The sequence below is a fragment of the Cohnella lubricantis genome (genome assembly GCF_014212015.1).
Taxonomy (GTDB): Bacteria; Bacillota; Bacilli; order Paenibacillales; family Paenibacillaceae; genus Cohnella; species Cohnella lubricantis.
This window is the reverse complement of the sequence record NZ_JACJVN010000013.1, coordinates 14,074-37,449: the sequence shown is the minus strand read 5'-3', so window position 1 is coordinate 37,449 and position 23,376 is coordinate 14,074. Positions and strand designations below refer to the sequence as shown.

General features: G+C 45.0%; 23 protein-coding genes, 2 pseudogenes and 2 riboswitches. Of the genes and pseudogenes, 12 read left to right on the top strand and 13 right to left on the bottom strand.

The features are described 5' to 3' along the window. Positions 1 to 169: 169 nt before the first annotated feature. Entirely contained in the window at positions 170 to 622 is a 453-nt protein-coding gene (locus tag H4Q31_RS02775) for a putative iron-sulfur cluster-binding metallochaperone (RefSeq protein WP_185177541.1), read from the bottom strand. Positions 623 to 673: 51 nt separating this feature from the next. Next, positions 674 to 1,396: pseudogene (locus tag H4Q31_RS02770) on the bottom strand (IS1595 family transposase); the annotation flags it as partial. Between the two features lie 826 nt (positions 1,397 to 2,222). Beyond that, positions 2,223 to 2,308, top strand: a riboswitch (cyclic di-GMP riboswitch). Positions 2,309 to 2,396: 88 nt separating this feature from the next. Here H4Q31_RS02770 and H4Q31_RS02765 point away from each other — a divergent pair. From H4Q31_RS02765 to H4Q31_RS02740, 6 genes are all read left to right on the top strand, one after another. Beyond that, on the top strand, positions 2,397 to 3,110 hold the full coding sequence (locus H4Q31_RS02765; RefSeq protein WP_185177539.1) for a response regulator: 714 nt from the start codon (positions 2,397 to 2,399) through the stop codon (positions 3,108 to 3,110). Positions 3,111 to 3,341: 231 nt separating this feature from the next. After that, the gene (locus H4Q31_RS02760; RefSeq protein WP_185177538.1) at positions 3,342 to 3,899 is read left to right on the top strand and encodes a hypothetical protein; all 558 of its coding nucleotides are present in this window, start codon (positions 3,342 to 3,344) and stop codon (positions 3,897 to 3,899) included. 610 nt (positions 3,900 to 4,509) lie between these two features. Beyond that, positions 4,510 to 4,929, top strand: a complete 420-nt coding sequence (locus H4Q31_RS02755) for an RNA polymerase sigma factor (RefSeq protein WP_185177537.1) — start codon at positions 4,510 to 4,512, stop codon at positions 4,927 to 4,929. 117 nt (positions 4,930 to 5,046) lie between these two features. After that, positions 5,047 to 5,454, top strand: coding sequence for a DUF6075 family protein (locus H4Q31_RS02750; protein ID WP_185177536.1), 408 nt, complete (start codon positions 5,047 to 5,049; stop codon positions 5,452 to 5,454). A gap of 32 nt (positions 5,455 to 5,486) precedes the next feature. After that, complete coding sequence (locus H4Q31_RS21325; protein WP_209703534.1) at positions 5,487 to 7,454, top strand: C40 family peptidase; 1,968 nt, start codon at positions 5,487 to 5,489, stop codon at positions 7,452 to 7,454. A gap of 276 nt (positions 7,455 to 7,730) precedes the next feature. Then, the gene (locus tag H4Q31_RS02740) at positions 7,731 to 8,159 is read left to right on the top strand and encodes a hypothetical protein (protein ID WP_185177535.1); all 429 of its coding nucleotides are present in this window, start codon (positions 7,731 to 7,733) and stop codon (positions 8,157 to 8,159) included. Between the two features lie 146 nt (positions 8,160 to 8,305). On the opposite strand, the gene H4Q31_RS02735 is transcribed toward H4Q31_RS02740, so the two are convergent. The 4 genes from H4Q31_RS02735 to H4Q31_RS02720 all read right to left on the bottom strand — a co-directional run bounded on the left by H4Q31_RS02735 (position 8,306) and on the right by H4Q31_RS02720 (position 10,998). Then, positions 8,306 to 9,100, bottom strand: a complete 795-nt coding sequence (locus H4Q31_RS02735) for a GGDEF domain-containing protein (protein ID WP_185177534.1) — start codon at positions 9,098 to 9,100, stop codon at positions 8,306 to 8,308. Beyond that, complete coding sequence (locus H4Q31_RS02730) at positions 9,097 to 9,450, bottom strand: hypothetical protein (RefSeq protein WP_185134752.1); 354 nt, start codon at positions 9,448 to 9,450, stop codon at positions 9,097 to 9,099. Before H4Q31_RS02730 ends, H4Q31_RS02735 begins: the two co-directional genes overlap by 4 nt. Before the next feature lie 45 nt (positions 9,451 to 9,495). Beyond that, positions 9,496 to 10,311 (bottom strand): EAL domain-containing protein, encoded by an 816-nt coding sequence (locus H4Q31_RS02725; protein ID WP_245347211.1) that lies wholly within the window; start codon positions 10,309 to 10,311, stop codon positions 9,496 to 9,498. Further along, positions 10,292 to 10,375: riboswitch (cyclic di-GMP riboswitch) on the bottom strand. (Overlaps the previous gene by 20 nt.) A gap of 278 nt (positions 10,376 to 10,653) precedes the next feature. After that, on the bottom strand, positions 10,654 to 10,998 hold the full coding sequence (locus H4Q31_RS02720; protein ID WP_079913921.1) for a helix-turn-helix domain-containing protein: 345 nt from the start codon (positions 10,996 to 10,998) through the stop codon (positions 10,654 to 10,656). A 187-nt stretch (positions 10,999 to 11,185) separates the two neighbouring features. On the opposite strand from H4Q31_RS02720, the gene H4Q31_RS02715 reads away from it, so the two are divergent. Then, complete coding sequence (locus tag H4Q31_RS02715) at positions 11,186 to 11,503, top strand: hypothetical protein (RefSeq protein ID WP_079913920.1); 318 nt, start codon at positions 11,186 to 11,188, stop codon at positions 11,501 to 11,503. A gap of 132 nt (positions 11,504 to 11,635) precedes the next feature. Here the strand turns inward: H4Q31_RS02715 and H4Q31_RS02710 are convergent, their stop codons facing one another. From H4Q31_RS02710 to H4Q31_RS02695, 4 genes and pseudogenes are all read right to left on the bottom strand, one after another. After that, a complete protein-coding gene (locus H4Q31_RS02710) occupies positions 11,636 to 12,790 on the bottom strand; it encodes a Ger(x)C family spore germination protein (protein WP_185177533.1) in 1,155 nt (384 codons plus the stop codon). Further along, the gene (locus H4Q31_RS02705; protein WP_185177532.1) at positions 12,787 to 14,346 is read right to left on the bottom strand and encodes a spore germination protein; all 1,560 of its coding nucleotides are present in this window, start codon (positions 14,344 to 14,346) and stop codon (positions 12,787 to 12,789) included. The genes H4Q31_RS02710 and H4Q31_RS02705 overlap by 4 nt, the downstream gene beginning before the upstream one ends. Before the next feature lie 6 nt (positions 14,347 to 14,352). Further along, positions 14,353 to 15,435, bottom strand: coding sequence for a GerAB/ArcD/ProY family transporter (locus tag H4Q31_RS02700; RefSeq protein ID WP_185177583.1), 1,083 nt, complete (start codon positions 15,433 to 15,435; stop codon positions 14,353 to 14,355). A gap of 94 nt (positions 15,436 to 15,529) precedes the next feature. Continuing rightward, a pseudogene (locus H4Q31_RS02695) lies at positions 15,530 to 15,875 on the bottom strand (MarR family winged helix-turn-helix transcriptional regulator); the annotation flags it as partial. Between the two features lie 210 nt (positions 15,876 to 16,085). Here H4Q31_RS02695 and H4Q31_RS02690 point away from each other — a divergent pair. Genes H4Q31_RS02690 through arsC form a run of 3 tightly spaced genes read left to right on the top strand, consistent with a single transcriptional unit; the run spans position 16,086 to position 17,930 of the window. After that, positions 16,086 to 16,409 carry an ArsR/SmtB family transcription factor gene (locus tag H4Q31_RS02690; RefSeq protein ID WP_185177582.1) on the top strand — a complete coding sequence of 108 codons (324 nt, stop codon included), beginning with the start codon at positions 16,086 to 16,088 and terminating at the stop codon, positions 16,407 to 16,409. A 16-nt stretch (positions 16,410 to 16,425) separates the two neighbouring features. Beyond that, complete coding sequence (gene arsB, locus H4Q31_RS02685; protein ID WP_185177531.1) at positions 16,426 to 17,481, top strand: ACR3 family arsenite efflux transporter; 1,056 nt, start codon at positions 16,426 to 16,428, stop codon at positions 17,479 to 17,481. 20 nt (positions 17,482 to 17,501) lie between these two features. Then, the gene (gene arsC / locus H4Q31_RS02680) at positions 17,502 to 17,930 is read left to right on the top strand and encodes an arsenate reductase (thioredoxin) (RefSeq protein ID WP_185177530.1); all 429 of its coding nucleotides are present in this window, start codon (positions 17,502 to 17,504) and stop codon (positions 17,928 to 17,930) included. Positions 17,931 to 18,632: 702 nt separating this feature from the next. On the opposite strand, the gene H4Q31_RS02675 is transcribed toward arsC, so the two are convergent. The 3 genes from H4Q31_RS02675 to H4Q31_RS21885 all read right to left on the bottom strand — a co-directional run bounded on the left by H4Q31_RS02675 (position 18,633) and on the right by H4Q31_RS21885 (position 22,402). Then, entirely contained in the window at positions 18,633 to 20,393 is a 1,761-nt protein-coding gene (locus H4Q31_RS02675) for a SulP family inorganic anion transporter (protein WP_185177529.1), read from the bottom strand. A 175-nt stretch (positions 20,394 to 20,568) separates the two neighbouring features. After that, positions 20,569 to 20,898 carry an ArsR/SmtB family transcription factor gene (locus tag H4Q31_RS02670; RefSeq protein ID WP_036684721.1) on the bottom strand — a complete coding sequence of 110 codons (330 nt, stop codon included), beginning with the start codon at positions 20,896 to 20,898 and terminating at the stop codon, positions 20,569 to 20,571. A 1,165-nt stretch (positions 20,899 to 22,063) separates the two neighbouring features. Then, on the bottom strand, positions 22,064 to 22,402 hold the full coding sequence (locus H4Q31_RS21885) for a phosphatase PAP2 family protein (protein WP_376698202.1): 339 nt from the start codon (positions 22,400 to 22,402) through the stop codon (positions 22,064 to 22,066). 285 nt (positions 22,403 to 22,687) lie between these two features. Between H4Q31_RS21885 and H4Q31_RS21880 the strand changes: the two genes are divergently transcribed. Both H4Q31_RS21880 and H4Q31_RS02655 read left to right on the top strand, forming a co-directional pair. Then, entirely contained in the window at positions 22,688 to 22,963 is a 276-nt protein-coding gene (locus H4Q31_RS21880) for a sulfurtransferase TusA family protein (RefSeq protein ID WP_185177527.1), read from the top strand. A 15-nt stretch (positions 22,964 to 22,978) separates the two neighbouring features. Continuing rightward, positions 22,979 to 23,206, top strand: coding sequence for a sulfurtransferase TusA family protein (locus tag H4Q31_RS02655; protein ID WP_185177526.1), 228 nt, complete (start codon positions 22,979 to 22,981; stop codon positions 23,204 to 23,206). Positions 23,207 to 23,376 lie beyond the last annotated feature (170 nt).

Below are 23,376 nucleotides of genomic sequence, written 5' to 3'. Positions count from 1 at the left end.
AGTAAGTGGCGAGAAGCGGCTGGTCTTAGATGAGGTCAGCCCCTTCTTGTCGGTTTATAATCATGATCTCGACAACCAAATACGGTTGCTTGATTCTTAGAAATCGTACTTCATTTATTTCATCTTGGCTCTTTTCGTAAAAATTGTTGCTAATTGAAACGACAAAAGGTTATCTCTTGTCGAGACTACGAATGAATGTATTGATATTGCCCAGACAACAGGCACCTTGCGGGTTATTGACTTCACACCCACAGCGATTTGCTTGAACTTGTTCACGTATATGGTCAATTGGACGCTGATTCTGCTGAACAGCTTGTATTAAGCGTTCTCTTGTCCATCCAAAGCAGTAACAAACAGGAACATCTAACGCATCGTCTTTTTGGAACACCGAGACTTTGAGCATATCCTTGCCAAAGGTCTGCTCATCGCTAAAATACACAACACCGCAAAACGCATTATTGCAAAAATTGTAAGTCATTTCGGGATGAATAGTTTCTAACGCTGTTGGTTGAAGCATAGCCTTGAGCGTAATCAATTGAATACTTTTCCCCTTTTGATGGCAATTGGGGCATTGAGAAGGTGTTGCGGGCTTCTCAGTGGATATTTGACAACAGCTATCCATTTGTGTCTCTCCTTATCCGGTTTTGAATGTGCGAACAGGTGTAAAATTGGCTTTCTTGTAGTTTGTCGCCGAGTCCGTACAAAGAACTATTTTCATTACAAGACATTTGCCTAATGTTTGCTCGATATCGTTTGCTGTAATACGCCCACGTCCAGCTAATTTAAATATGACATTGCCGTTACGGTCATGGGCAACAACTATGCTAATTTGTTCTTTGCTGATGCCACGTTTATTAGCTTTTCCTCCTCGTTTCCGAGGCTTTCGATGCGAGATTGATTTCTTGCCCTTATCGCTCTCCAAGAAGTAGGTTTCATCACTTTCAATGACTCCACGCAATGTTGAAAAACCAAGGGAACGCAGAGCACTTAGGATTTTGTGTCTCCAATAAAATGCGGTTGAAACATGTATATCTAATTGTTCTGCGATTTTAGGCAAGGTTACTCCCTTGACCATCAATTGAAAATACTTTAGCCATTTGTGGGGGTAATGCGTTCCAGAGAGTGGGATTGCGGTCGTATTATTAAACGAGCTACCACAGTCTTTACACAAGTACCTCTGACGAGAACGATTCATCCCGTTGCGTTTAATGCAAACACTACCGCAATGGACGCATGACAAACCGTTGCTGAAACGGATTTCACGAATTTCTCCAACCATATTTGTAATATCCTCTTTCGGTTCAGGAAAGAGAGTTTCTTGAATAGCTTGGAATAACCGATGCTGTTCTTCCTTCGGTAAATTGCTAAAATCTCCATAAACAGAACGCCAGTCCATTGCTTTTCATTATTTGCAAACAAATGTTCTGGTTCAATTATATCATATACCATATAGAGCAACAATCTTTAAGAAAAGAGCCTTCATCTTTGGAACGAGTTGAATAAAAATGATTACTTCCATATCATTGATGTAGAGGCATTTGTTTGCCGTCAGTTGTGGATTCGACCGTTTCGGATAGGGTGATTGATTCCCGAAGACGCATCGATCCACGCAGGTTTTCTTTCACCAAAAATATATAACATTGGATTCAAAACGCCGGCGAGAAAGTGTTTGCCTTGAAGAAGGCAAATCACAACAAGGGAATCCAGCAGTTTTTTCAGGACGATCCGGGAAGCAGAATATGGATGCCCTGCGAGAGCAACTTTCGTCGTTCCGTTACATCGAGAAACAGCTCACGTAGAATCGGGTCGCAGCGCTCGGAAAGAAAAACGACTAACTCCGGATGCAACTGGTTTGGTCAAATAAAATGAAGACTTTGGACATGGCGACCTGCTGTTTGCAGATCAAAGTCAGCGATCCTGTATCTTTTTACGGGCTGAAAGCATCGTCGATCCCAATATCTAATCGAATTATTATCAAAATGTCAGACCGTCGGCAGCAGCGGGAATCCGGCGGAAAGGCAGAGCCATGAAGAGGTGAACCGACCGTATGCAGGTTATTTACGCTAAAGCCCGGATGGAACGAGATTATCGCGTATACGGCAACTACGAATTTCCCGCCAGCAGTGGCACTTACGAATTGGATTTATCTAGGATATAATGAAAGTAACAATAACGGACATGGGCAGCATAGCGAATGACCCAAGTTCCCCCATATTAATATGACAGGAAAAAGGCAAACCAGATCGAAAGACTGGGACGCAAAGCCACGGGTCTTCTGCATGCGTGCAATGATCGCCGGGTTACCCTCTTTAACATGCTGTCAGGACAAGGCACGGCCACTTGAGGGTACGTGTCTTTTTTCGTGTTTCCAGAACAATCAACGAGGTGATGAAAAGATGGAGGAGCGTGCAAGTTATGCTGTAGAAGTTGATGAAGTCGTGCGTTGGAAAGAAGGCAGGATACAAGTATTGCTGGTGGACAGTGACCCCATTTGGCAACAACGGACGGCGGGGCTGATCAATGCAGAGCCAGATATGAATATATTTCATATTGCAACAAACAAGGAATCAGCCATTCGAGCCAGCGCGCAATTGGATTTAGACGTAATGATTCTTGATCTGGTATTACATTCATCGCAACAGGATGGACTCCATACAATTTCCGAAGTTCTGAAAATTAAATCGATGCCAATCATTATCTTGACCTCCCTCTACGAGCCTGAAATCATTGTGGAAGCTGTGCTAGCCGGGGCGATCAATTATATTACCAAGATCAACTATTCGGATGTCGCAAATGCCGTAAGGGAAGCCTATCGGGGGCAATCTTCTCTTCATGCCGATGTTGCATCCATTATCCGTAATGAAATTGGGCTTGATAAGCGGAAAGAATTACATCGAATGCTGACGCCCACTGAAAAAGAGATCTTGCAGTTGATCGGTTGGGGCTATAGACAGCCGATGATTAGAGAGTTGCTAGGCGTCACAGCTAACACCATGAAGTCGCACGTTCGTAACATCATTCGAAAATTCAACGTTTGTTCCGTTCATGAAGCAGCGGAAAAAGCGAAACGAAGAGGCTTGTACGATCGGCAAGATCGGATCACTTGCTAGCGATTCGCACTCGATTCGAGGCATTTTGCGTTTATTCGACACTTATTGAAATGATAGCGTGATGAAAAAATCACCCTCCATATTTAATCACTTTATAGGTAAAATGATAGGTACAGATGGATATTCTTAGGAGAATTTTACCGGAGGTGAGAGTCGTAAAAAGAGGAGCGAAGGTTGTGAAAATAGTACCTTGTCAACTTCTGCGAATTTAGAAAAGAAGGGTAGATGACGATGGAAATGGAGAGTGAACAATGTACAACGAAGTCGATTGACTGTCCAAACTGGCGGAAAACTTTAAGAAAGCATGCGCAGCAAGGAGGGATTTGTGATGTCGCGGACCTAGTCCCCATTCCCTACGAGAAAGTTGAATCATGGCTGAAGTCCTATAAGGACTGGAAAGCGAGATTGAAGTATGTACAATCCGAACTCACATACATCCCAGAATTGACGCGAACGCTGCATATGGTTGCGGCTCATAGCAGAGGCAGAAAACAGGAAACGGTATTGCGAACGGTCATACAACGCATACAAATCACCGAATATGAAATCCCATTGTTACTATCCAGAATCGGTTTGATCGACTACGCTTTCTCGGCTCTCACCCCGGAAGAAAGCAAGTTTGTCCGGTTGCGATATATGGATAATCTGGCGCTTTCAGACGCCATGAGCCGCCTGGCACTGTCCCGTCGCGCATTTTTCTATCATCGGAAGCGGATTTTACACAAAATCTATATGAAAATCAAAGATCGGGCAGTTTTGTTGGATTTGGAGTCGTCTCAAGCAGATTGAATGAATTCAGAAGATGCATTGCGCATAGATTTGCCTCAGTTATGCAAATTTGAGGATTGGAGCGCCGGAATTGTATCGAACATGCACCAAATGCTGCACCGGATTTGCCCTTTTTTTGCACGAAGTATGCACACGATATGCACATGTTTCGTGCTATGATGATAACGTGGACAGACAGTGCAGCAGTAGCAACAAGAAAACTCTGTGGTTACTCTTTATCAAGCGTCGTTTCTTTCCCTGCTACCCAGCGGAAAGGATTACGGCGCTATTTTATTTTGTCAATGCAGTCGTTGGCTAAATTCCGAACGCCAAGGAGCTGAACCAAGCATAGGGCAGCGCCAAACATCATAGCCCGCATAGTTTCTCGCACGGTGTTGCCAGGTGAGAAAGAGGGTGAAGGTGATGTATCCCTATTGCTCATAACTGCAAACGGCGAATTAATCGGCAAGAATATAATCCAATTTTACAATCAGGCCTGGTCGCAATCGAGCGTTGGCGCGCTCTGCGGCGAGGTCTTTTTTGTTGTGCTTCCTACTTGCCGGGGAGCGTTGGCTGTCGCTCTCCCCCCCTCTGTTTTGGTTTGCCAACAAACCAAAATGGAGGGATTTGAATGAAAAAGATAAATTTGCGGGATATGTATCCTTTTTTTAAGACGGATGTATGGGTTGATGTAGATGAAGAAGTTGCCCATGAAATCCGCCTCTTCGACTTGGAAGAAAGCGCCTACAGACTGCGAACGTATCGCCATCGGGCCTATTTTTCGCTTGATCGCAACGACGGGATTGAGCAGCATGTTTTATTTCTCTCGATTTCACCGGAGGAGTATTACGAGCGCAAGCTTTCACGGCAGCAACTCTATGAAGCTATGTGTCTGTTGCCGGAGAAATCCGCCAGACGGATTTATGCCCATTATTTCTTGGGTATGAGCAAAGTCGATATTGCCAGAGCCGAGCATGTCGATGAGCGGGCGGTTCGTAAATCGATTCAACGAGGCTTGAAACAAATGGAATCCTTACTCAAAAACATGTAATCGTTTCGCGGAAGGTCCGATTTTCCTGCCAAAATGAACGGTTATATAGAGGACTGTGTTCAAACAGCGGCTGGTTGCAACCAGCCGCTGCACTCTACACGAAAGGGGTATGTGACGATGAAACAGGTTCGGTTTCGAGATGATGAACACGAGAGGTTTTATGTTCAGATGATGGATGAAAGGAAATGCAACGATGGCTATCACCGAGCATTGTTCTATACATTGGGCATTTCCCGAGAAACCAGAAGTCATATCCGTGATTTGTATGATTTTGCAAATGGCGGCATTAAGCCCGAAGGCCTTTCGGCCCCTTGGCAAACCGGCAGTTCCACTCGGGTATGCCGGCTCGCCTTTAATTTGTGGAATGGCTGGACCGAAGCGGGGGGCGAACATCACTCCACTCCCCATGAATTATTTGATTGCAGCTATGCCCCCTACTTTTTTGAAGCGATTCGTCTTCGTTACCCCGAATATTGCCGAAGTCACGAGAGAACGTTCAAACGGCTGGCCGAACAAACCCGCTGAATGGCTGCCAACATTGGGAGTTGATTGGGACAATGAAAGAGATTAAAACGAGAGATGTTGTGAAAGACATCAAACGTTTGAATAGATTCTCGAAGGTGTTGCCTCGTGTAAAGCGTTCAAGTGACTGTGTCAAACGGCAGGTTGATTACGACAAGAAGACCTCTCAGTCTCCAGTTGAATATGCGCAGCGACATTCCGCAGCGGCTACGAAAAAAACGATACGCGTTCAAATGGGAATGAGTTTGCGCATCAACAAGAGATTAATCCGACACGTTCTAAAAAGGCGGCTGTTGCCAGAGGGTGATTCTGTCGCAAGTGATAGCTCGCTTGATGTTAATGCGGAGCCTTCGCTTACGCGTACACCGCGACTTGCCCGTAGCTTACATCTCCGTAAGCCGGTTGATGGAAAATACGTCTTGTCTTCTGGTTCGCATTCAGGAAAACAACGTTTTATTATTCGAAACCGGGTCAATGCCCGGCTTCTGTATCGTTCTCGAAGAGGTGGCTATCCTGAACGGATGCAAAAACGGGATTTCGGACATCTAAAACCGGCCGGGAAGAAGGAAACATTCTCCGCCGCGGTAACTCGTTCAGCAATTGGGTACGTGAAACCGCTAAACCGAGCCTCGTCAACAATAATCAAGCAATCAGGTCATGCAGTTAAACGAAAAGTACGAAACTTCAAGACGTTATCGCCATTTATAAAAAGTGGGCATCGGATAGATCACGCTAACAATCATTCGGATGCTCAAACTGAAGGGAAAATGAATGCCGTCAAGGAAGCACAGCGGGCTGCGCAGATGGCGATGTCTGCTCGCCGGTCCATCCAGACTGCACGAGCTGCCGCGAGATTGAATCGTCTTATCGTTAAAATGGTTGAAAGAGCCGCCGCGTTGCTCGTCAAGGGATTGACGGCGCTTTTGGGATTCAGCGGTTCGGTAATTGTAGTTCTATGCATCGTTATGGCGATAGCCGCTGTCATTTCCTCTCCGTTCGGTATCTTTGCGTCCGGTGAAAATACGGATGCCGATGTCAAGCCGCTTTCCCAAATCGTTCAAGAGCTGGACGCTGAATTTACAGCCAGACTGGCAGAGATACAGCAATCCGCTGGCCATGTAGACCGGGTGGAATTTCATTATCCCGGCAGCGCGGACAATACGCGAATCGATAACTGGATGGACATTATTTCCGTCTTTGCCGTGAAGACCGTCACGGATGTAGAAAACGGAATGGATGTGGCCACGCTCGATGCAACAAGAATCGGTATCATCCGATCGGTGTTTTGGGATATGAATTCACTGCAATCTCGTATTGAGACAATAGACCATAAGGAAACGGTTACGGTCGAACAGGAGGATGGGAGCATCAGCGAAGAGACGGTTACCCGATATGAGCGCATTTTGCATATTACGGTCATTAGCCAAACTGCAGAGCAACAGGCAGAAATATATCACTTTACAAATGAACAGATAGATTTAATGAAGGAAATGCTATCCGAGGAGTTTCGCCCGCTTATGTTTGCGATACTTGGTAAAGATGCGGATATTGGTTTGACGCCGGAGCAGCTTGATTTGGTTCAACAGCAGTTGCCTGATGGCGAACTGGGCAGTGAAGCCGTTAAGTTGGCGCTGACTCGTCTAGGCGATCCGTACAGCCAACCGAAGGCCGGTCAGGACCACTTTACGGATTGCAGCTATCTCGTCCAATGGGCTTATCGACAACTGGGTATCAGCTTGCCGCGAACCGCCGCGGAGCAGGCCAGATTTTGCGTAGAGAATGGCCTGACCGTAAGCGCGGCCGATTTGGTTCCGGGCGACCTTGTATTTTGGAGCTATGAGCGTAATGGAAGATTTATGGATATTACTCACGTTGGAATTTATGCGGGTGATGGCAAAGTCGTAGATGCCTCCTCAAGTCGTGGGCAGGTGGTTTATCGCGGGGTGTTCGATTCGGATAAACAAGTACTGTTTGTTAGACCGCATCTTTCAAACGCTAATTGATGTTCTGAAGAGTTTTCTTCCCCATTCCTAATACGCAGTGGATGGATAGAACCGCTGGTAAACTTGTTGGAGAAGCTCACCTTGCTAAGGAGCGGGTGAATGGTGTTGGAAAAAGGGAAAAAATCCACCCCGCAAATCGGAAAATGATGTATTTGGCGGTTACTCCGACGGCTATTTCCCTCTCCGGTGCGGTTGTTTTGCAAGCATGGTTCAGCGAATTTCTGACCGTGTCGTTTTAATTCCATTTGCAAACCGTGCGGAAAAAGTGAAAAAAGTATGGCGATGACTTTGCTAGCCGTCATCGTGACGCTTGTGTCGTCCAATCCGGTTACGCTGCTGCTATTGGGGGATCTAACGGGAAATTATACCTATCCTTTCCTGATAGTCGCCAGATACATCAACCTGGCCGATTTCTTTACCCATCTGGAATCGCTTTTTGGCTATTTGGGTGTTGGGTGCATTTGTAAAAATATGTGTTATCTTTTATGTGACGGCTATGGTCGCCGCTCAGTGGATGAGCCTGCCATCGGCTTCTTGCTGCTCTTAATGAGCATTTGGGTCGCGCCCAACCTGCAGGAGTTGACGCATGCTTTATCCACTTCCATCTTTCTTTCGGCGTTAATGGTATTGGTATGCATTCCTGCGGAGCTACTCGTTGTGGCCTGGATCAGAAGACGATGGGAGAAGAAAAATATGCAGGATTGAATCGCGGGGACAGTTGGACGCGTGCTGATATGATGAACATCCGTTTCAAAAGAATAGCGCCAACCTTCTGTTCACGCTTAAAAAGCGTGTCAGAATGCTTGACGCTTTTTACCGCTCTCAAGTTTAGCGAAAAGTCAGGTTTTCTATCATGCAAAAGATTTTTGCTTCAAAGAAGTGGATAGAAGACTGGCTCTGCTGATCAGTTCTCGAAAAGACAGCGAAAAAAAGTCAGGTACGAGATAGCCGTTTATGATTCCCACCGATGCGGATAATGTAACGTTTTGAATGACGACGGGTTGGGACAGGGCCGCCTCTAATTGCATGGCATCGTTCTCATTCCGGCATGTAATCACAATAAACTCATCCCCTGCATACCTGCATACATAATCCTGTTCGTTGGTTATTGTACGCAAGCGATTGGAGAACTCGACTAGAAAATCGTCCCCTACCGGATGCCCATGAAATTTGTTGATTTCACCGAAGTTATTGAGATCAATAAAGAGCAAACGGAAATGTTGGTGACGGTTCAGAAAATGTTCGCCGATATGCTGGATATAAGGTGCACGGTACAAACCCGTTAGCGGATCCACGATTTGGTTCAGCTTGCCTTGAAGCGCTACTCGGGTCACGATCCCGATTGCCTGTTCTTCATGAGTGACAAGCAAACGTTCAATGCAATGTTGTTCCATCACTTCTAATGCGTCCCAGGCAAATCGGTCAGGCGAAATGCTGATCGGGTTTGGGGTCATCGCATCTGCCGCAATGCGATTGGGGTGGGAAGATCGGATATCCCGAGACGTAATGATCCCTACGATTGATCCATGATCTGTGACGACCAGCGAACCAATTTTAAGTTCATTCATCATGTCGGAGACGAACTGGACGCCTCGTTCCGATGAAACTGTGTAGACCGGGGACGACATGAATTCCGCCACCTTCATGACAACTCCACCTCCCGCTGAACGGACACCGAAATTTTCAGTTCGGAACGAAGGACCATGTTGTCGCTGATCAACCGGTCCGCTTCTTCCATTATGATTTGCATCAGCAAACGTTCGTCCAACATTTGAAGAATGGAGTTCCGAATCAAGACCGCTTCAATTTTGGCATGGTCCAATTTCACGATTGTAAATTGTTCCGGCGATAGCGCCTGCGCCATTCGCTTTACCGCTTCCGGCCCGATCGGGGCTTTTTTCCCGATGATCAACAAATCCTGCATGGGTGGAACTTCAAACTCTGAAATTTTTAAAGAGAGCGTTGCTTTGCGGAAATAGTTCAGTTTATCCTGCATCCTGATTACTCCTTCATGTTCGGGTGAGACTTCACGTTCAACCGTTTACGTTAACCGATTCGGTTTTCCGAATAAATAGCCTTGTCCCATCTTGATACCCAAAGACAGCGCGGTATCCAAATCCTCTTCTTTTTCGATTCCTTCCAGGATCAGATTGGCCTCGTCATTGCAGTACTCGGCAAACAGTGCGACAACTTTTTGTTTTTTCCTGGATGTACTCAAGTCAGAAGCAAAGAAGCGGTCGATTTTGATAAAATCAGGCGAGACGTCCACAATATTTCGAAAAGAAGTTGTTCCATCTCCTACATCGTCCAGGGCTATCAGGAAATTCAGTTCACGCAGCAATCGGATGGCATCTCTGAAAGAAGCGCTTTTCCATAAGAGGCCCTCATAAATGGACTCGTTAATCTCAAATACGATTTGGTTTCTATATAGCTCGAATCGCTCGGCAAGGGAGTCGAGTAAGTCGATAAATAAAGGCGAGACCAAAGTTGAAGGGAATATGTTAATAAACAACAGGTTATGTTCCCGTGAGCCCGGAAATTCAAAGTAGGCTGAAATCGCCTGGAAAATTGAAAAAGAATCGACTTCGAACAACTTGTTCTGCTCCATGGCGCGCTGAAATAAAAGATCCGGATTCATGTTGGAGTTACTGCGAATGAGGGCCTCGTAACCAAGGATTCTCTTTTCGGGAAACCCCAAGATGGGCTGGAACACATGATAAAAATCGTTTTGTACTATTAATTGTTCAATATTCGGCATCGAGGCTACTCCCTTTGCTGGAGAATCAAAATAAGAAGCCACCCCGATTTGGGGCAGCTTTGAGCTCGGAAGCAATAATTTCGGCAACCCAGCTACCATAGATATCATCCTTAGGCCTGAAGTTTTGCGCCCCCATTTTTCAATGGGTTTGCCGTTTCGTTTTTTATGATCCTGAAAGAAAGGGATCAGCCTGAGGACCTACGAATAGAACCTCCCCCTTTTGAATGAAGTTGGATCATTTACGACAAAATCCTTCTTTATACCCAATAATTCGCGCAAAAAGCGCCAACTCCTTCCAAACGGGTGTTCCTAAGAAACCGTATTTATCCAAAAAATCGGTAAAGACTTGCCATTTAACATAGAGAATCGCGGTAAATAAGCAGCAAGCGGTTGATTCAGATCGTCCCAACCGCTTGCTTTTTTCATAGCTTGAATCACTTTTTACGAATCTTCGGTTGCCGGTTCCAACAGTTCCCGTAAAATACGATACGCTTGTCGCTGTTTGGCATCGTTGTGTTTGAGCAATAAGAGAATGCTGGCCCATAACCATTTTTTTTGTTGCAAATTGGCCTCTTTCTCGTCGCTGAATAAATCGTATACGCTCATATGTAATGCCAAAGCAATTTTTTCAATTGTCTGAAGTTTGACGTTTTTTTCGCCGCGTTCAATCTGACCAAGATATGTCGCGGCCATGCCGATCGATTCGGCTAGTTGTTCCTGAGTCAAATTTTGCTCCATGCGGTATAGGCGAATTTTTGCTCCGACTATTTGTGCAAAGGTAGACATAATGTCCCTCACAACCCCTCTCTATAGTAAAGTGTAGTCAAAGCAGTCGGAGGGATGGAGTACTCTTAAACTACAGTCCATTCAATTTATTGTACCTTTAAAATCTTTGCGATATAATTTTCCAAAGCGCTTATTTTGTCACAAATTCCTTTAAGCCAATATTTTCGATAAAAAGGAGTCAGAAGTCATGCATCATGTCATGATCGCTGCGCAGACTGTATTGTTTGGGAAACGGCAGGAAATCGGCTTGAGCCATAATCAAGTGGTCCAGCTTTCCAAGGAGATTACAAGACTGACTCGATTATTGGAAAGCGTAAGTCAACAGACTGAGAATGGAATGCGAGAAATAAGGGGAAGGGTTGCCACGAGGCTGCTCAGCAAGGAACAACTGCTCGAATGTATAGCGACAGCTTGGGACATGGGACTTGAAGAAGAGTTTGTTGCTTTTTTATTCAAGGAACTGCTATGGATGGAATCCGATACGGAATTGTCCGAAATGGAATAGGAGGTTGTCTTCAGAGAGAAAGCTTGATGGATGTAAAATGGTTACGGCATTGCTGCCGACGTGGAAGCGCGATTGATCGGATGTATCAATCGCGCCGCGAATCCATGATTTGAAAATCGGAATTTCCAACATCTAGGCTTGACTGGGCTTTAACTTGTACCTCCCCGTATTGGTCAGTTGAACATGGATTCGTATGTTTCGTAAAGAATCCTCATGCAGCACAAAATGATTTTCGTCTTCAATCCGGTGCCATACCGTGGGATCGCGTCGAAACAACGACTCGCCGAGATTATAAACATCGACCTTCCGCTCAAAGCCTTTCCGGTAAGTATGGCGGATTTGTTCTTCAATCTTTCGTTCGGTCAGATCGATCAATTCTTTCTCGGACATTTCCTGATGCAATTCGTTAATGCCTGCCTTTACCGTTACCTCGACGTCAAAATAAACGCGAAGATCTTGAGCCGACGGCTTGATGCGCACTTTTGGCTTCTCCATGACCAATACAGCCGCTAACGATTTTCCACGTTCGAGAGAAAGCGGCACGCGAACCGTCTTTTTATGCATCCAGGGCAATCCCTGCAAATCGTCCGGATCCAATTCTCCATGGTACCGATTGTTCCAAAACACGGTTATACCTGCATATTCTAACAACGGATGCGTTTTTCTACTTACTTCCCACTGATTTTTCTCAATCCGTAGAGCAGGCAGGTAACTCATCCGCGAATCTTCTTTCAGCGTCATGACAAATTGATACAACCTGATCGGTGAAATGATCGATCGTTGCCGATACTGGTCCTCCGGATTGTGCAAAATGGACATCATCGGAGACTCATTAAAGAACGGAGTCGAGTTGAAAATATCTTCAATCGATTCTTTGGTACTGAAAACCCAAACCAAATAGCGGATTTCCCTGTAACGGTTCAGCAAATCGAATACATCTTGAAATTTATTCTGTTTCAGAATGTGTTCGCTGAACACGAGCGTGGAAACATGCCCCCAAAACACCCTTTGTTGCGACGTTTCATATAAATTGTTTGCCGCTTCCGTAAACGATGAGCCTGTGCCTTTACCAACCCATACAGGCGCTTCCCTCGATTTTTGTTGTCCTTCCAACTTGGCGACGCTGGAAAAATCAATAAGTTGCAAATACACAATGTACTTTCCGTCACGATAATCGAACCCGATGGCGGTTGCATAGCTGATATTTTGGATTTCCTTCATATTCCAGCAACCGGTCGTGATGACGAGCAAAGCAATCAAGATTCCTGTTATTTTCACGCCTTTCATTCTGATTGTTCTCCCCGGTTTGTATCGTCAATCGTATGAAGCATCTTCGGACGCTTTCGTTTCCACGCCAAAGGCAACCGAAAAAAAGCATAGGGCATGTCTCTGAAAAACGGAGGAGACACGGGAGCCAGATACGGAACCCCGAATGATTGGAGAGCCGCCAGAAGAACCAGCAATAAAAATACGCCCAGGAAAAAACCGTAAAGACCGAAAATGCAAGAAAATATAAACAGTATAATTCTCAGTATGCTCACCGCACCTCCTAACGCCTGATTGGTTAGCGTTGCGCCGAATACATGAGTAATAGCGCCGATTACCACAATTCCGGGTGACAAAATTCCGGCTCGAATGGCTGCATCGCCCAAGATTAAGCCTCCTACAACTGTAAGCGTCGAACCGATAGAGGTAGGGAGGTGGACGCCCGCCTCGCGCAACATTTCAAGAAAAATCAAGGCAAGAAACATTTCCAGACCGGTGGATAAAGGGATCCCGAGACGATTCACGGTCAACGTCGCCAGCAAGTAAAAGGGAAGCTGGTCTTGATGATAAGAAAGCAGGCAGAGCCAAAATGCCGGAAGCATGAGCGACACGAATAAACCTAACAACCGCAACATTTGTCCGAACGTTGAGGATAACGCTGTAAAATGAATGTCTTCCGGCGTTTTGATCAGGAGCATCAAGTTAGCCGGGCCAATTAATGCCGCCGGCGTTCCGTCCACCAATATAACAAATCGCCCGTTCGTCAAGCAGTTGACGGTAAAGTCCGGTCTTCCGGTATACGCCATAAGCGGAAATAGCGCCCATGTCGGTTCGATCATTTCTTCAAGTTCCGTAGCGCTGAATACCCCGTCAATGGTTATCTTTTGCAGGCGCTGTTTCACTTCCTGTATGACCTTTGGATCGGCGATATCATACATATACATCAATCCGATCCGGGTTTGCGTACGTTCGCCAAGCACGATTTGCTCATAGGCTAACGAAGGCGATTTAATCCGTTTGCGGACAAGCGCGGCATTGGTGGCCAACTCTTCCACAAAACAATCCTTGGCTCCCCGAACGGAGACTTCGACATTGGATTCTTCCGGTTTTCTCGCCGGCAGCTTGGCAATATCAACGGAACAGATGATCCGAAGCGCAGGAATATAAATGAGCAATTTGCCATCAAAGACTTGTTGCGTTGCTTTCCGTTGCCAATTATCATCCGACAGACGTTCCATTTGAAGCTGACTCGCCGATTGCAGCATGCCCGCATCTGTAAAGCCGTATGTCTCATAAAAACGTTGCAACCGGGGAAGCACCACCTCATGAATCATATGCTGGCTGTCGCTCATCCCTTCGCAGAAGACGAACAGTACGCTTGAACGTTCCTCCAGTGCGTTCAAGGTGTATGTATGATGCTTGACATCGGCGCAACGGCTGAACAAATTTAAAATAGCGGAAGCATCGGCCAGTTCAACGGATGGACGTTCGGAAGTTGAAGTGTATGGTTGAAAAGAGCTGTCAACCGACCCGGACGATGGTCTAAAAATAAACTTCTTCAACCACCTTTTTAACATAGGAACTCACCTTCTCATTTTGTTGGAAATCCAGATTTTCGTTACAAGCAATGCCATCAAGCCCAAAGCGAAATAGACTGACGCCGGAAAAAACACGTTTCTCAGAAAATCCAGAAACAAGGCGTCGCTAACGGGCATAACAACGGAAGCAATCATCAGCGCGCCGTAAAATATGAACCATGGCAATCGCTTGCCCGGTTTCCAAATGTCAACCATAATAAACAGGGCCAGCGAGACACGAACAAACGTGCCGGAAAGCCACTGGTAGATGGAGAAGAAATCAAGGTGCGAGATATATTGCCCGAGTTGAACCAAACGCCATTGCTCATAAGCAGGGTAACGCTGATTTGCCGCCTCAGCAGGTCCAAACACGGCGATGGAACCCATCAGCGGTCCCAGAATCAAACCGGCCAGCAGCACATTCACGAACATGAGAGTGCCGAATCGAGGTCGTTTGGTTAAATGCTCCTGATAAAAGAGAATGCAGATTAACTCCAGTAGCCCTCCCGCGGCAAATATAACGCCTTTCCATACAGGCTCCCACCCAAATTCGATGACTGGAAACAGCAGGCTGTAATCCTTGTACTTGTAATTTGCTGTCATCACAAAATCACCGAGCACGATCACAACCGGGAGCAAAATGCCTGTGACGATTGCAATTACTCGCAACCCGGCATACGCTGCCAAAAGATTGCACGCGACTCCCGCCAGCACCAACGCAAAAGCCGGTGTCTGTGGCAAATAGGAGGCAATCGTCCAGGTGATGGTGTCTTTGAGTGAAATGGCGCCCATTGCGAACAGATACAACGTGATTAAAATAAGCATACCGTTTGCCGGAAGTTTGCCGAAATGACGATACAGCCAGGTTTTGACCGGCGTCCCATTCATGTTTTTAAGAATATAGAATAAACAGGCGATCCAGACTTGCGATACTGCCAATACGGCTAAAACGGTTACCCAGGCATCTCTTTTGGAAGCAGTCAGCAAAAGCGGGATAATAATCACGTGGTTCAGAATCCCGATCGCCATCAGGATCAGCATGTATCCTTGAAGCAACGATATTTTATGATTGGCCGGTGCGATATCCATCACCACTTTCCGAATGAACCTCTTCTTATGCTTTCCAAATTTCCCCTTGCTAAAACAACATGTCTGACAACAAAAAAACGTGATCAAAACCAAATGAGAAGATTTCGTTTAAATAGTCATTCATTTGCTGGTCAATCGACGCCGCAACATATTTTCCTTCTGTCGTTAAGGAAAGCAGATTCACCCGCCGGTCATCGGGATCGGGCGTTTTTTTACTAATTTCATCTTGATTAACGACTGGACTTGTCGGCTGAATGTCGTGATATCGGTCCCTAATGCCTCTGCTACTTGCTGGATGGAAGGCTTGTGCTGGCGATCAATTTCGTAAAGAATATGGCTTTGAATAAAGGAGATGTCGCAGCCACCGGCAGAACAGCAGTTTTATCCAGAAAGCCAAAGCGACGAGTCATAATTTGAAATAATTCGCGTACATTTTCCACGGTGCTTCACCTCATGAATCAGTTATACAACAGTCATTTGCAAGTAATAATTTGCTTGCATTGCAAAAAAATAAGTACTCCGGAAAGGGTTTGTCTTAGACAGGCTATTGTAGAGGAAATATAAAAGTATCATTTTCCATATTGACTTTTTATCATACATAAATAACAATATGGTTATAAGGTTTTAAGTTTGGGGTGATAAGAATGCCAATGGAATTTGAAAAGATAGCGGATATTCTGAAAGCTCTTGCCGATCCGACAAGGCTGAAAATCCTTTCTTTGCTCCGTATTCGCGATTGCTGCGTGTGTGAACTGGTTCCCATCTTTAACATTTCCCAGCCAGCCATTTCCAAACATGTGAGCCGTCTAAAAACGGCTGAACTGGTCCGCGAAACGCGAAAGGGACAATGGGTGTTCTACTCCATCAATGAGAAGCGGTTAGTGGAAATTGGTTATGCCCTGTCCCATTTGCCTGATTTATCCGAGGAACTGAGGAAATTGGAGCAACAAGGACTGACGGTTACATGCGAGTAAAGGGGGTGTACAGCAAGTGAGTAAACAAAAGAAAAAGCGACTCTCATTTCTGGATCGCTTTTTGACGTTATGGATTTTTGTTGCGATGGCGATAGGAATTGGCTTGGGTTACGTATTTCCTAACTTTGTCGCCGGTTTGAATGAATTTCAAGTTGGAACCACATCGATACCGATTGCACTTGGCCTCATTTTAATGATGTATCCGCCGCTGGCGAAGGTACGATACGAAGAAATTGGTCGTGTCTTCCGAAATGGCAAAGTGTTAACCATTTCATTGATTCAAAACTGGCTCGTTGGCCCGATCTTAATGTTTTTCCTGGCTATTATTTTCCTCCAAAGCTATCCGGAATATATGGTCGGCCTGATTATGATCGGTTTAGCCCGTTGTATTGCAATGGTCATCGTTTGGAACGATTTGTGCAGAGGGGATGCCGAGTACGCGGCGGGACTCGTTGCTTTCAACTCGATCTTTCAAGTTTTGTTTTATTCCGTCTACACCTTTATCTTTGTTACGATTTTGCCGGGATGGTTCGGGGTGGAAGGTGTCGTTGTTGACATTACGATGGCCGAAGTTGCCAAGAGTGTGTTCATTTATCTAGGGATACCGTTTTTGACCGGAATGATTACTCGCTATTCTCTTGTAAAAGCAAAAGGACGGTCCTGGTACGAAACGGTCTTTATTCCGAAAATCAGCCCCATTACGCTGATCGCGTTATTGTTTACGATCATCGTCATGTTCTCGCTGAAAGGCGAAATGATTATCCTATCGCCGTTCGATGTCGTGAGGATCGCGATTCCGCTATTGATTTACTTTGTCGTCATGTTCTTGATCTCGTTTTTCATGGGCAAAAAAGCAGGGGCTGGTTATCCGGTGACTTCTACACTGGCTTTTACCGCCTCGGGGAATAACTTCGAGCTGGCGATTGCCGTTGCCGTCGGGGTGTTTGGTATTCATTCCGGCGCAGCATTTGCGGCCGTCATCGGTCCTCTTGTGGAAGTCCCCGTGATGATTGCCTTAGTCAACGTCGCGCTCCGATTCCAGCGGAAGTATTTTTCAAAGCAAGCAGCTTAATATAAACAGGAGGACTCATCATGTCAGAAAACAAAAAACTCGTTTATTTCCTTTATACAGGAAACTCTTGCCGCAGCCAAATGGCGGATGGCTTTTTGAAGGCTCTCGGTACTGATCGCTACGAAGTAAAAAGCGCCGGGTTAGAGGCACATGGGCTGAATCCCCGTGCCGTCCAGGTGATGAAGGAAGCTGGCGTCGATATTAGCAGCCATACATCTGATGTCATCGATCCGGAGATTTTGAATCTGGCAGACTATGTGATTACGTTATGTGGCCATGCAGACGAACATTGTCCGGTGATTTCGAATAAAAACGTCGTGAAATGGCATTGGGGCTTCGATGATCCGGCCAAGGCGACCGGCACCGAGGAAGAAATCAAGAGCCAATTTCGAGCGGTTCGGGATGCGATTAAGTCGCGTATCGAAAAGTTTCTAGCCGAAGGTCGGTAAATTTGAACGGGAATGTAAAGTTGTAAACTAAACATTGTCATTACTCCATGGGCAGGATTAAATGAGTAAAGAAAGAAATGTATCCTCACCCTTAAGCCCATTCACGTCTACATGAGGAGTGGTTTAGGATGGATTGCTGTACATGTTAAAGCTTCTGCTTTAGAAACCATTCATCCCGACAACTCTTATTTATTTTGTTCGAACTCTGCTTACGCAACCGTATATTATAGTGGGAATCATTCGCAATCATTTGCCGAGGATGACTTGAAAGTGGCTGTGTAACAAAAGAATCCGAGCATGGGCGTGTCTGTATGTTACTGTTTCAGTTGGACGAGAGAGTGCCTCGCAGTCGATCTCATTTTTGCTTAAATAAACGATAAGATTGTTAGAACACTTTTTTATTTATCCGCCCGACAATCATGGTAACCTTTTAATTTTCGATATTGTCTAGAATCTGTTCTTGTCGAAACAATATGAATAGTGTTTGAGATTCACGTGACCTTCTGACAAGTCAACACAAAACAATATTTTTAAATCTTTCATTGTCTTGCACTGAATAAACGCCGCGAGTCATAATACGCGAATGATGCTCATTGACACCTTTTGCAGCGGATGAGCCATGATCACTTTGTATTGCTGAAGTGCAAGTTGCATAGCCATTCACCTCATTTCGTCTTTGGGGCGATATCGAATGAGAATAGGCTATGTCCTTGCTGAATCAGGCTTTAAACTGGTGATCGCTTCTTTTTGAGACTCCTTGTTTGATAACGCCGCGCATTCACGGAAAGCAAAATGTTTACAACCTAGACATTTATTCAAATCCAGTTGCAATAGCGCGAAGTTAAGTGCCTCACCGGTATGTCCAAAAAAATGTTCAGCCCCAATCAGCGTATACAACCCTGTTCTCTTCAATACATCTAGAGGCTGAGTTTGAATTCCGGATACAAGAATAATCCCACCAAATTTCTCGAAATGCTTCACCAAACTGGACAGATTTGATTCACCCGTCGTATCCATAAAGGGCACTTTTCCCATGCGAAGAAGTAGCACTTTCGGTCTTAAATGAATCGTATCCATGATGGACTTTTCAAACATGTTTGCTGCGCCGAAAAAGAGAGGGCCTTCGATGGTATAGATCCCGATTTGTGGACAATCGTGGCCTTCGGTTACCATATGAGCTTTCACTTTTTCATGTTTAACTGTTGGGTCAGGCAATACCTTGGAAACCAATAACCCATCACTCATTCGTTTCACAAACAGTATAACAGCCAAAATTAATCCGACTTCAACTGCAGTCGTTAAATTCGTAAAGACCGTTAGCAAAAAGGTAATAAGGAGGACAACGGAATCGCTCGTTTTGGTTTTCAAGACGTGAGCGAATTCTTTTCGTTCGCTCATGTTCCAGGCAACGAGCATCAGAATCGGTGCCATACTAGCAAGTGGAATCTCCGATGCGAAAGGTGCAAACAAAAGGAGCACCAGCAGCACAACAATGCCATGTATAATACCCGACAGAGGTGAGACCGCACCGTTTTTGATATTGGTTGCTGTTCGTGCAATGGCTCCTGTCGCTGGAATGCCTCCAAAAAGAGGGGTTACCATATTGGCGACGCCTTGCCCAATCAATTCCCGATTGCTGTTATGACGACTGCCGGTCATGCCGTCGGCAACAACCGCCGATAATAAAGATTCGATGCCGCCCAACATGGCAATAATAAAGGCGGGACGAATCAAATTTTCAATGCGATCCCAGGTTACATCAGGGAAATGAAAATGGGGTAGGGTGCTTGGAATAGGTCCAAATGACGATCCAATCGTTGCAACTTCCCCTTTAAAGAATACGGTCGCCACTATAGTGGATACGACGAGCCCCACCAAGGAACCAGGGACCTTCGGTAAAAATTTCGGTGTTAGGAGGATAACTGCCAAACAGACGACCGCTGTGATAATACTGTAGAAATTCGTAGTTGCGAGATGCATTACAATTTCCTTCATATTGGGTAGAAAATTCTCATGTTTCTCGATACCGCTCAAACCTAAAAAGTTGGCAATTTGTCCGCTGAAGATGATGACGGCAATTCCAGCGGTAAACCCGATGGTTACTGGGCGAGGAATAAATTTTATCAACGCACCGAGTTTAAATAGCCCCATGAGAACAAGAATAATTCCCGCCAAAAATCCTGCAAGCAATAAATTTTCATATCCATATTCCATGACGATCGCGAAAAGGATCGGAATAAATGCACCGGTCGGGCCGCCAATTTGAAATTTAGAACCCCCAAACAAGGAAATACAGATACCGGCAACGATGGTGGTATAAATGCCATATTCCGGTTTTACACCAGCCGCAATAGCAAACGCCATCCCTAATGGAATGGCGATAATACCAACAATGAGGCCTGAAATGATATCCTTGCGGAATGCGGCCGCATGGTATCCTTCAAATCTTCCCGTCCATTTCATCTGAATTACCTTCTCTTATTCATATATTTGATTATTTGAATATAAGTGAAATGTTACTCCTGTCATCGAATAATGTCAATCATAATAATCTCGTGTCGCTCCGCATGTTTCCGGCTGCAAAACAAAAAAACAAGGTGATCCTTGATGTTACTCATGGAACCCCTTGTTTTTCAGTTTAAGATTCATTTCGAATGACCTCAAGTAATGAAATGGCATCAACGAGATGATTATCGAAGATCTGCTTTGTGACTGCGAGTAGATCTTTAATTAACGGGTCACGTAACGAATAAATGACAGAAGTACCATCCTTTAAGCCCGTCACCACATTTTTATTTCGCAATACTGCCAACTGCTGAGAAACGGCTGAACCCTCTGAGCCTAAAATACTCTGTATCTCATTTACGTTTTTATCTCCTTCACTCAGAACCTCCAGGATTCGAATCCGCATGGGATGCGCCAGCGCCTTAAAAAAATCGGCTTTAAACTGTTGGATGTTTTGATTCATGGCTAACGCCCCTCCTTGATCGCTATACTTTTGAATATATGAATATCATAACACAACTTCACCCAAAAACATTCTGAAAAGAAGGGCATACCGAGGCATGGATTGTGATTTGGTTGCAACTCCTATATAATTCACATTATATTCAAATATCTGATTATTTGATTAAAAGAACATAAGAGGTTGGTACGAATGCCGGACTCTACGAGTAATGACTCATCATATCAAGATTCGTCATCCTCTCACGAATGGCCTACACCTTTCATGCAAGTAAGCAGACAAACCGTCATAACAATGGGGTTTCATGCGTTACATGAGATCGGGTCCAATTCCATTTGTAACGTTTGTATCGCCAATGGAGGTTCCTGTTGTCAAGGGTGCCGACATCTTGTCAAAGGTATTGGATGCCAAAAACGAAATACAAGTTGTACGGCATGGTTATGCGGGTTTTTAAAGTTCTTTTTGTATGAAACTGGTCTACTACGAGAATGGAATGACTTTTGGGAGCAAGTCCCGGGACAAGATTACCGTGAGGACTTTACGCCAGAGGTCTTTTATGTGACAAAGTCGTTACACCTTCCGGATCTTCGCAATTTGAGTGAGGCTCTTGCTACCGATCTTCATGAGTTGGCTAAATCTCACAATGTGATCGGGTTTATCCTAACCCTACGGGAAAAATCGATAAACAGATAGATCAGCTCCATGAGTGTCAGCATAATCGGAACAAGAAAACCAAACTAAAACGGAATATAAAAATGTTATTCAGTCCTTTCCAGCGCTTTCAGAAAGAACTTCATGAATATCGACTAAAATTTCCGATTTCGTAGCAATAGCAATAATTGAAGGGTGGGAATATTGGTGTTTCATCGTGTATTGCAGTCAGTGGAACGTATGTACCCTAACGAAAACTGACAAATGATGAATTGGAAAAAAACCTGGTGGATACCAGTCATGAATAGATCTTACAGAGGATAGGCATTCATGAACGCTGAGATCATTTCACTTATTCCTGCCTCTTAAAATCTGTCGTGGTAATTACTGAACGCTGTGATGGCGATAATACAAGGTTACTTTCGGTTCGCACAATTCAGTAAAATGTATTATGTGGCTTGAATGCCGTCCAATTCCGGCATTCGGATGTCCATAAATTATAATGTCGAAATCCTTCTCAAGCGCGGCATCTACTGGCTAAAGCCAACATAATGTAGCCCCACCATCCGAACCGGCGTTTACGAATAAGTACCGTTAATGCAAGTGCGAATGCCCCCGATGTATGATCACTTGGAAAGGAAGCATCCGCTGCGTGAGGGAACAGTAAATGAACCGGATGGCTTACAAACGGCCGAGGCTCAAAATAGAACTGGGTAATCACATAATTCAGAAACAAAGCCAGCATCCCAGCGAAGCCCGACTGCACAACAATATGTCTCCTTCGATCACCAAGTACACACACGAATCCAAGCCATATAGCAAATAACTCCAAACCCAATTTGCTTACAGGTACCATAATCGAATCGAGTCCAAAAAGATGTCCAGACAACTCGTTAATAAATTCCAGAAAATAAATAAATTTGGATTTTGGATGGTGAAGTCTGCCTTTTTTATATTGGTTTCATAATTAATAATAATCTTTATATCTTTTGAACCCTAGTTAATCCAAAGTTGACAACAATACATTACGCGATTTATTATACGTATAGGGGTATACGTAATGATGATTTTGAAATCATTTGGGTAAACTCGAACAGGATAGGTAAGCTCCGGAAAAACACCAATATAGGAGGGTTGCGATTTGACTGCACATCCAGAAATCAAAGCCGATCAGACGCTTGATTGCAAAGGTTTGGCCTGTCCGATGCCTATCGTCAAAACCAAAAAAGCGATGGATCAGCTGCAATCCGGGCAGGTCATCGAGGTTCAGGGGCGGACGGTAACCGTGAATTTGCCGCCTCAACCGAACGCCTATCAAGAGATTCGCCAAACGAACATGGGTAAGATTACACCGAACGAAGACGAGCAGCGCGAGATGGAAATCGGTCCAAACCGCTGCGCGGTGCATGATAAATAAGGCAGGAACATGAATATGAATACAAATATCACGGTGGATGCGAAAGGTATGGCTTGCCCGATGCCGATCGTCAAGGCAAAGAAAGCGTTGGATAGCCTGCAGACGGGTCAAGTCATGGAAATTCTGTCTACGGACAAAGGCTCCGTCAAAGACTTTCAGGCGTGGGTCAAACAGACGAGCCACGAACTCATTCAGCACGTCGAAGAAGACGGCGTTTATAAATTTTACGTTCGCAAAGTATAAAAAAAAGCGGGACCCGGAAGGGCCCGCTTATTTCGCCTCGTCATATACGATAGTGACGCCAAGGGAACAGTAACTTTCTTCGGTATAATGCCCTTGGGGGCAAGTTTTCGTGCTGCATGCCATGTCGTTTTTCGCTTTCAACTTTTGATTGCACACCGGGCATTTATCTT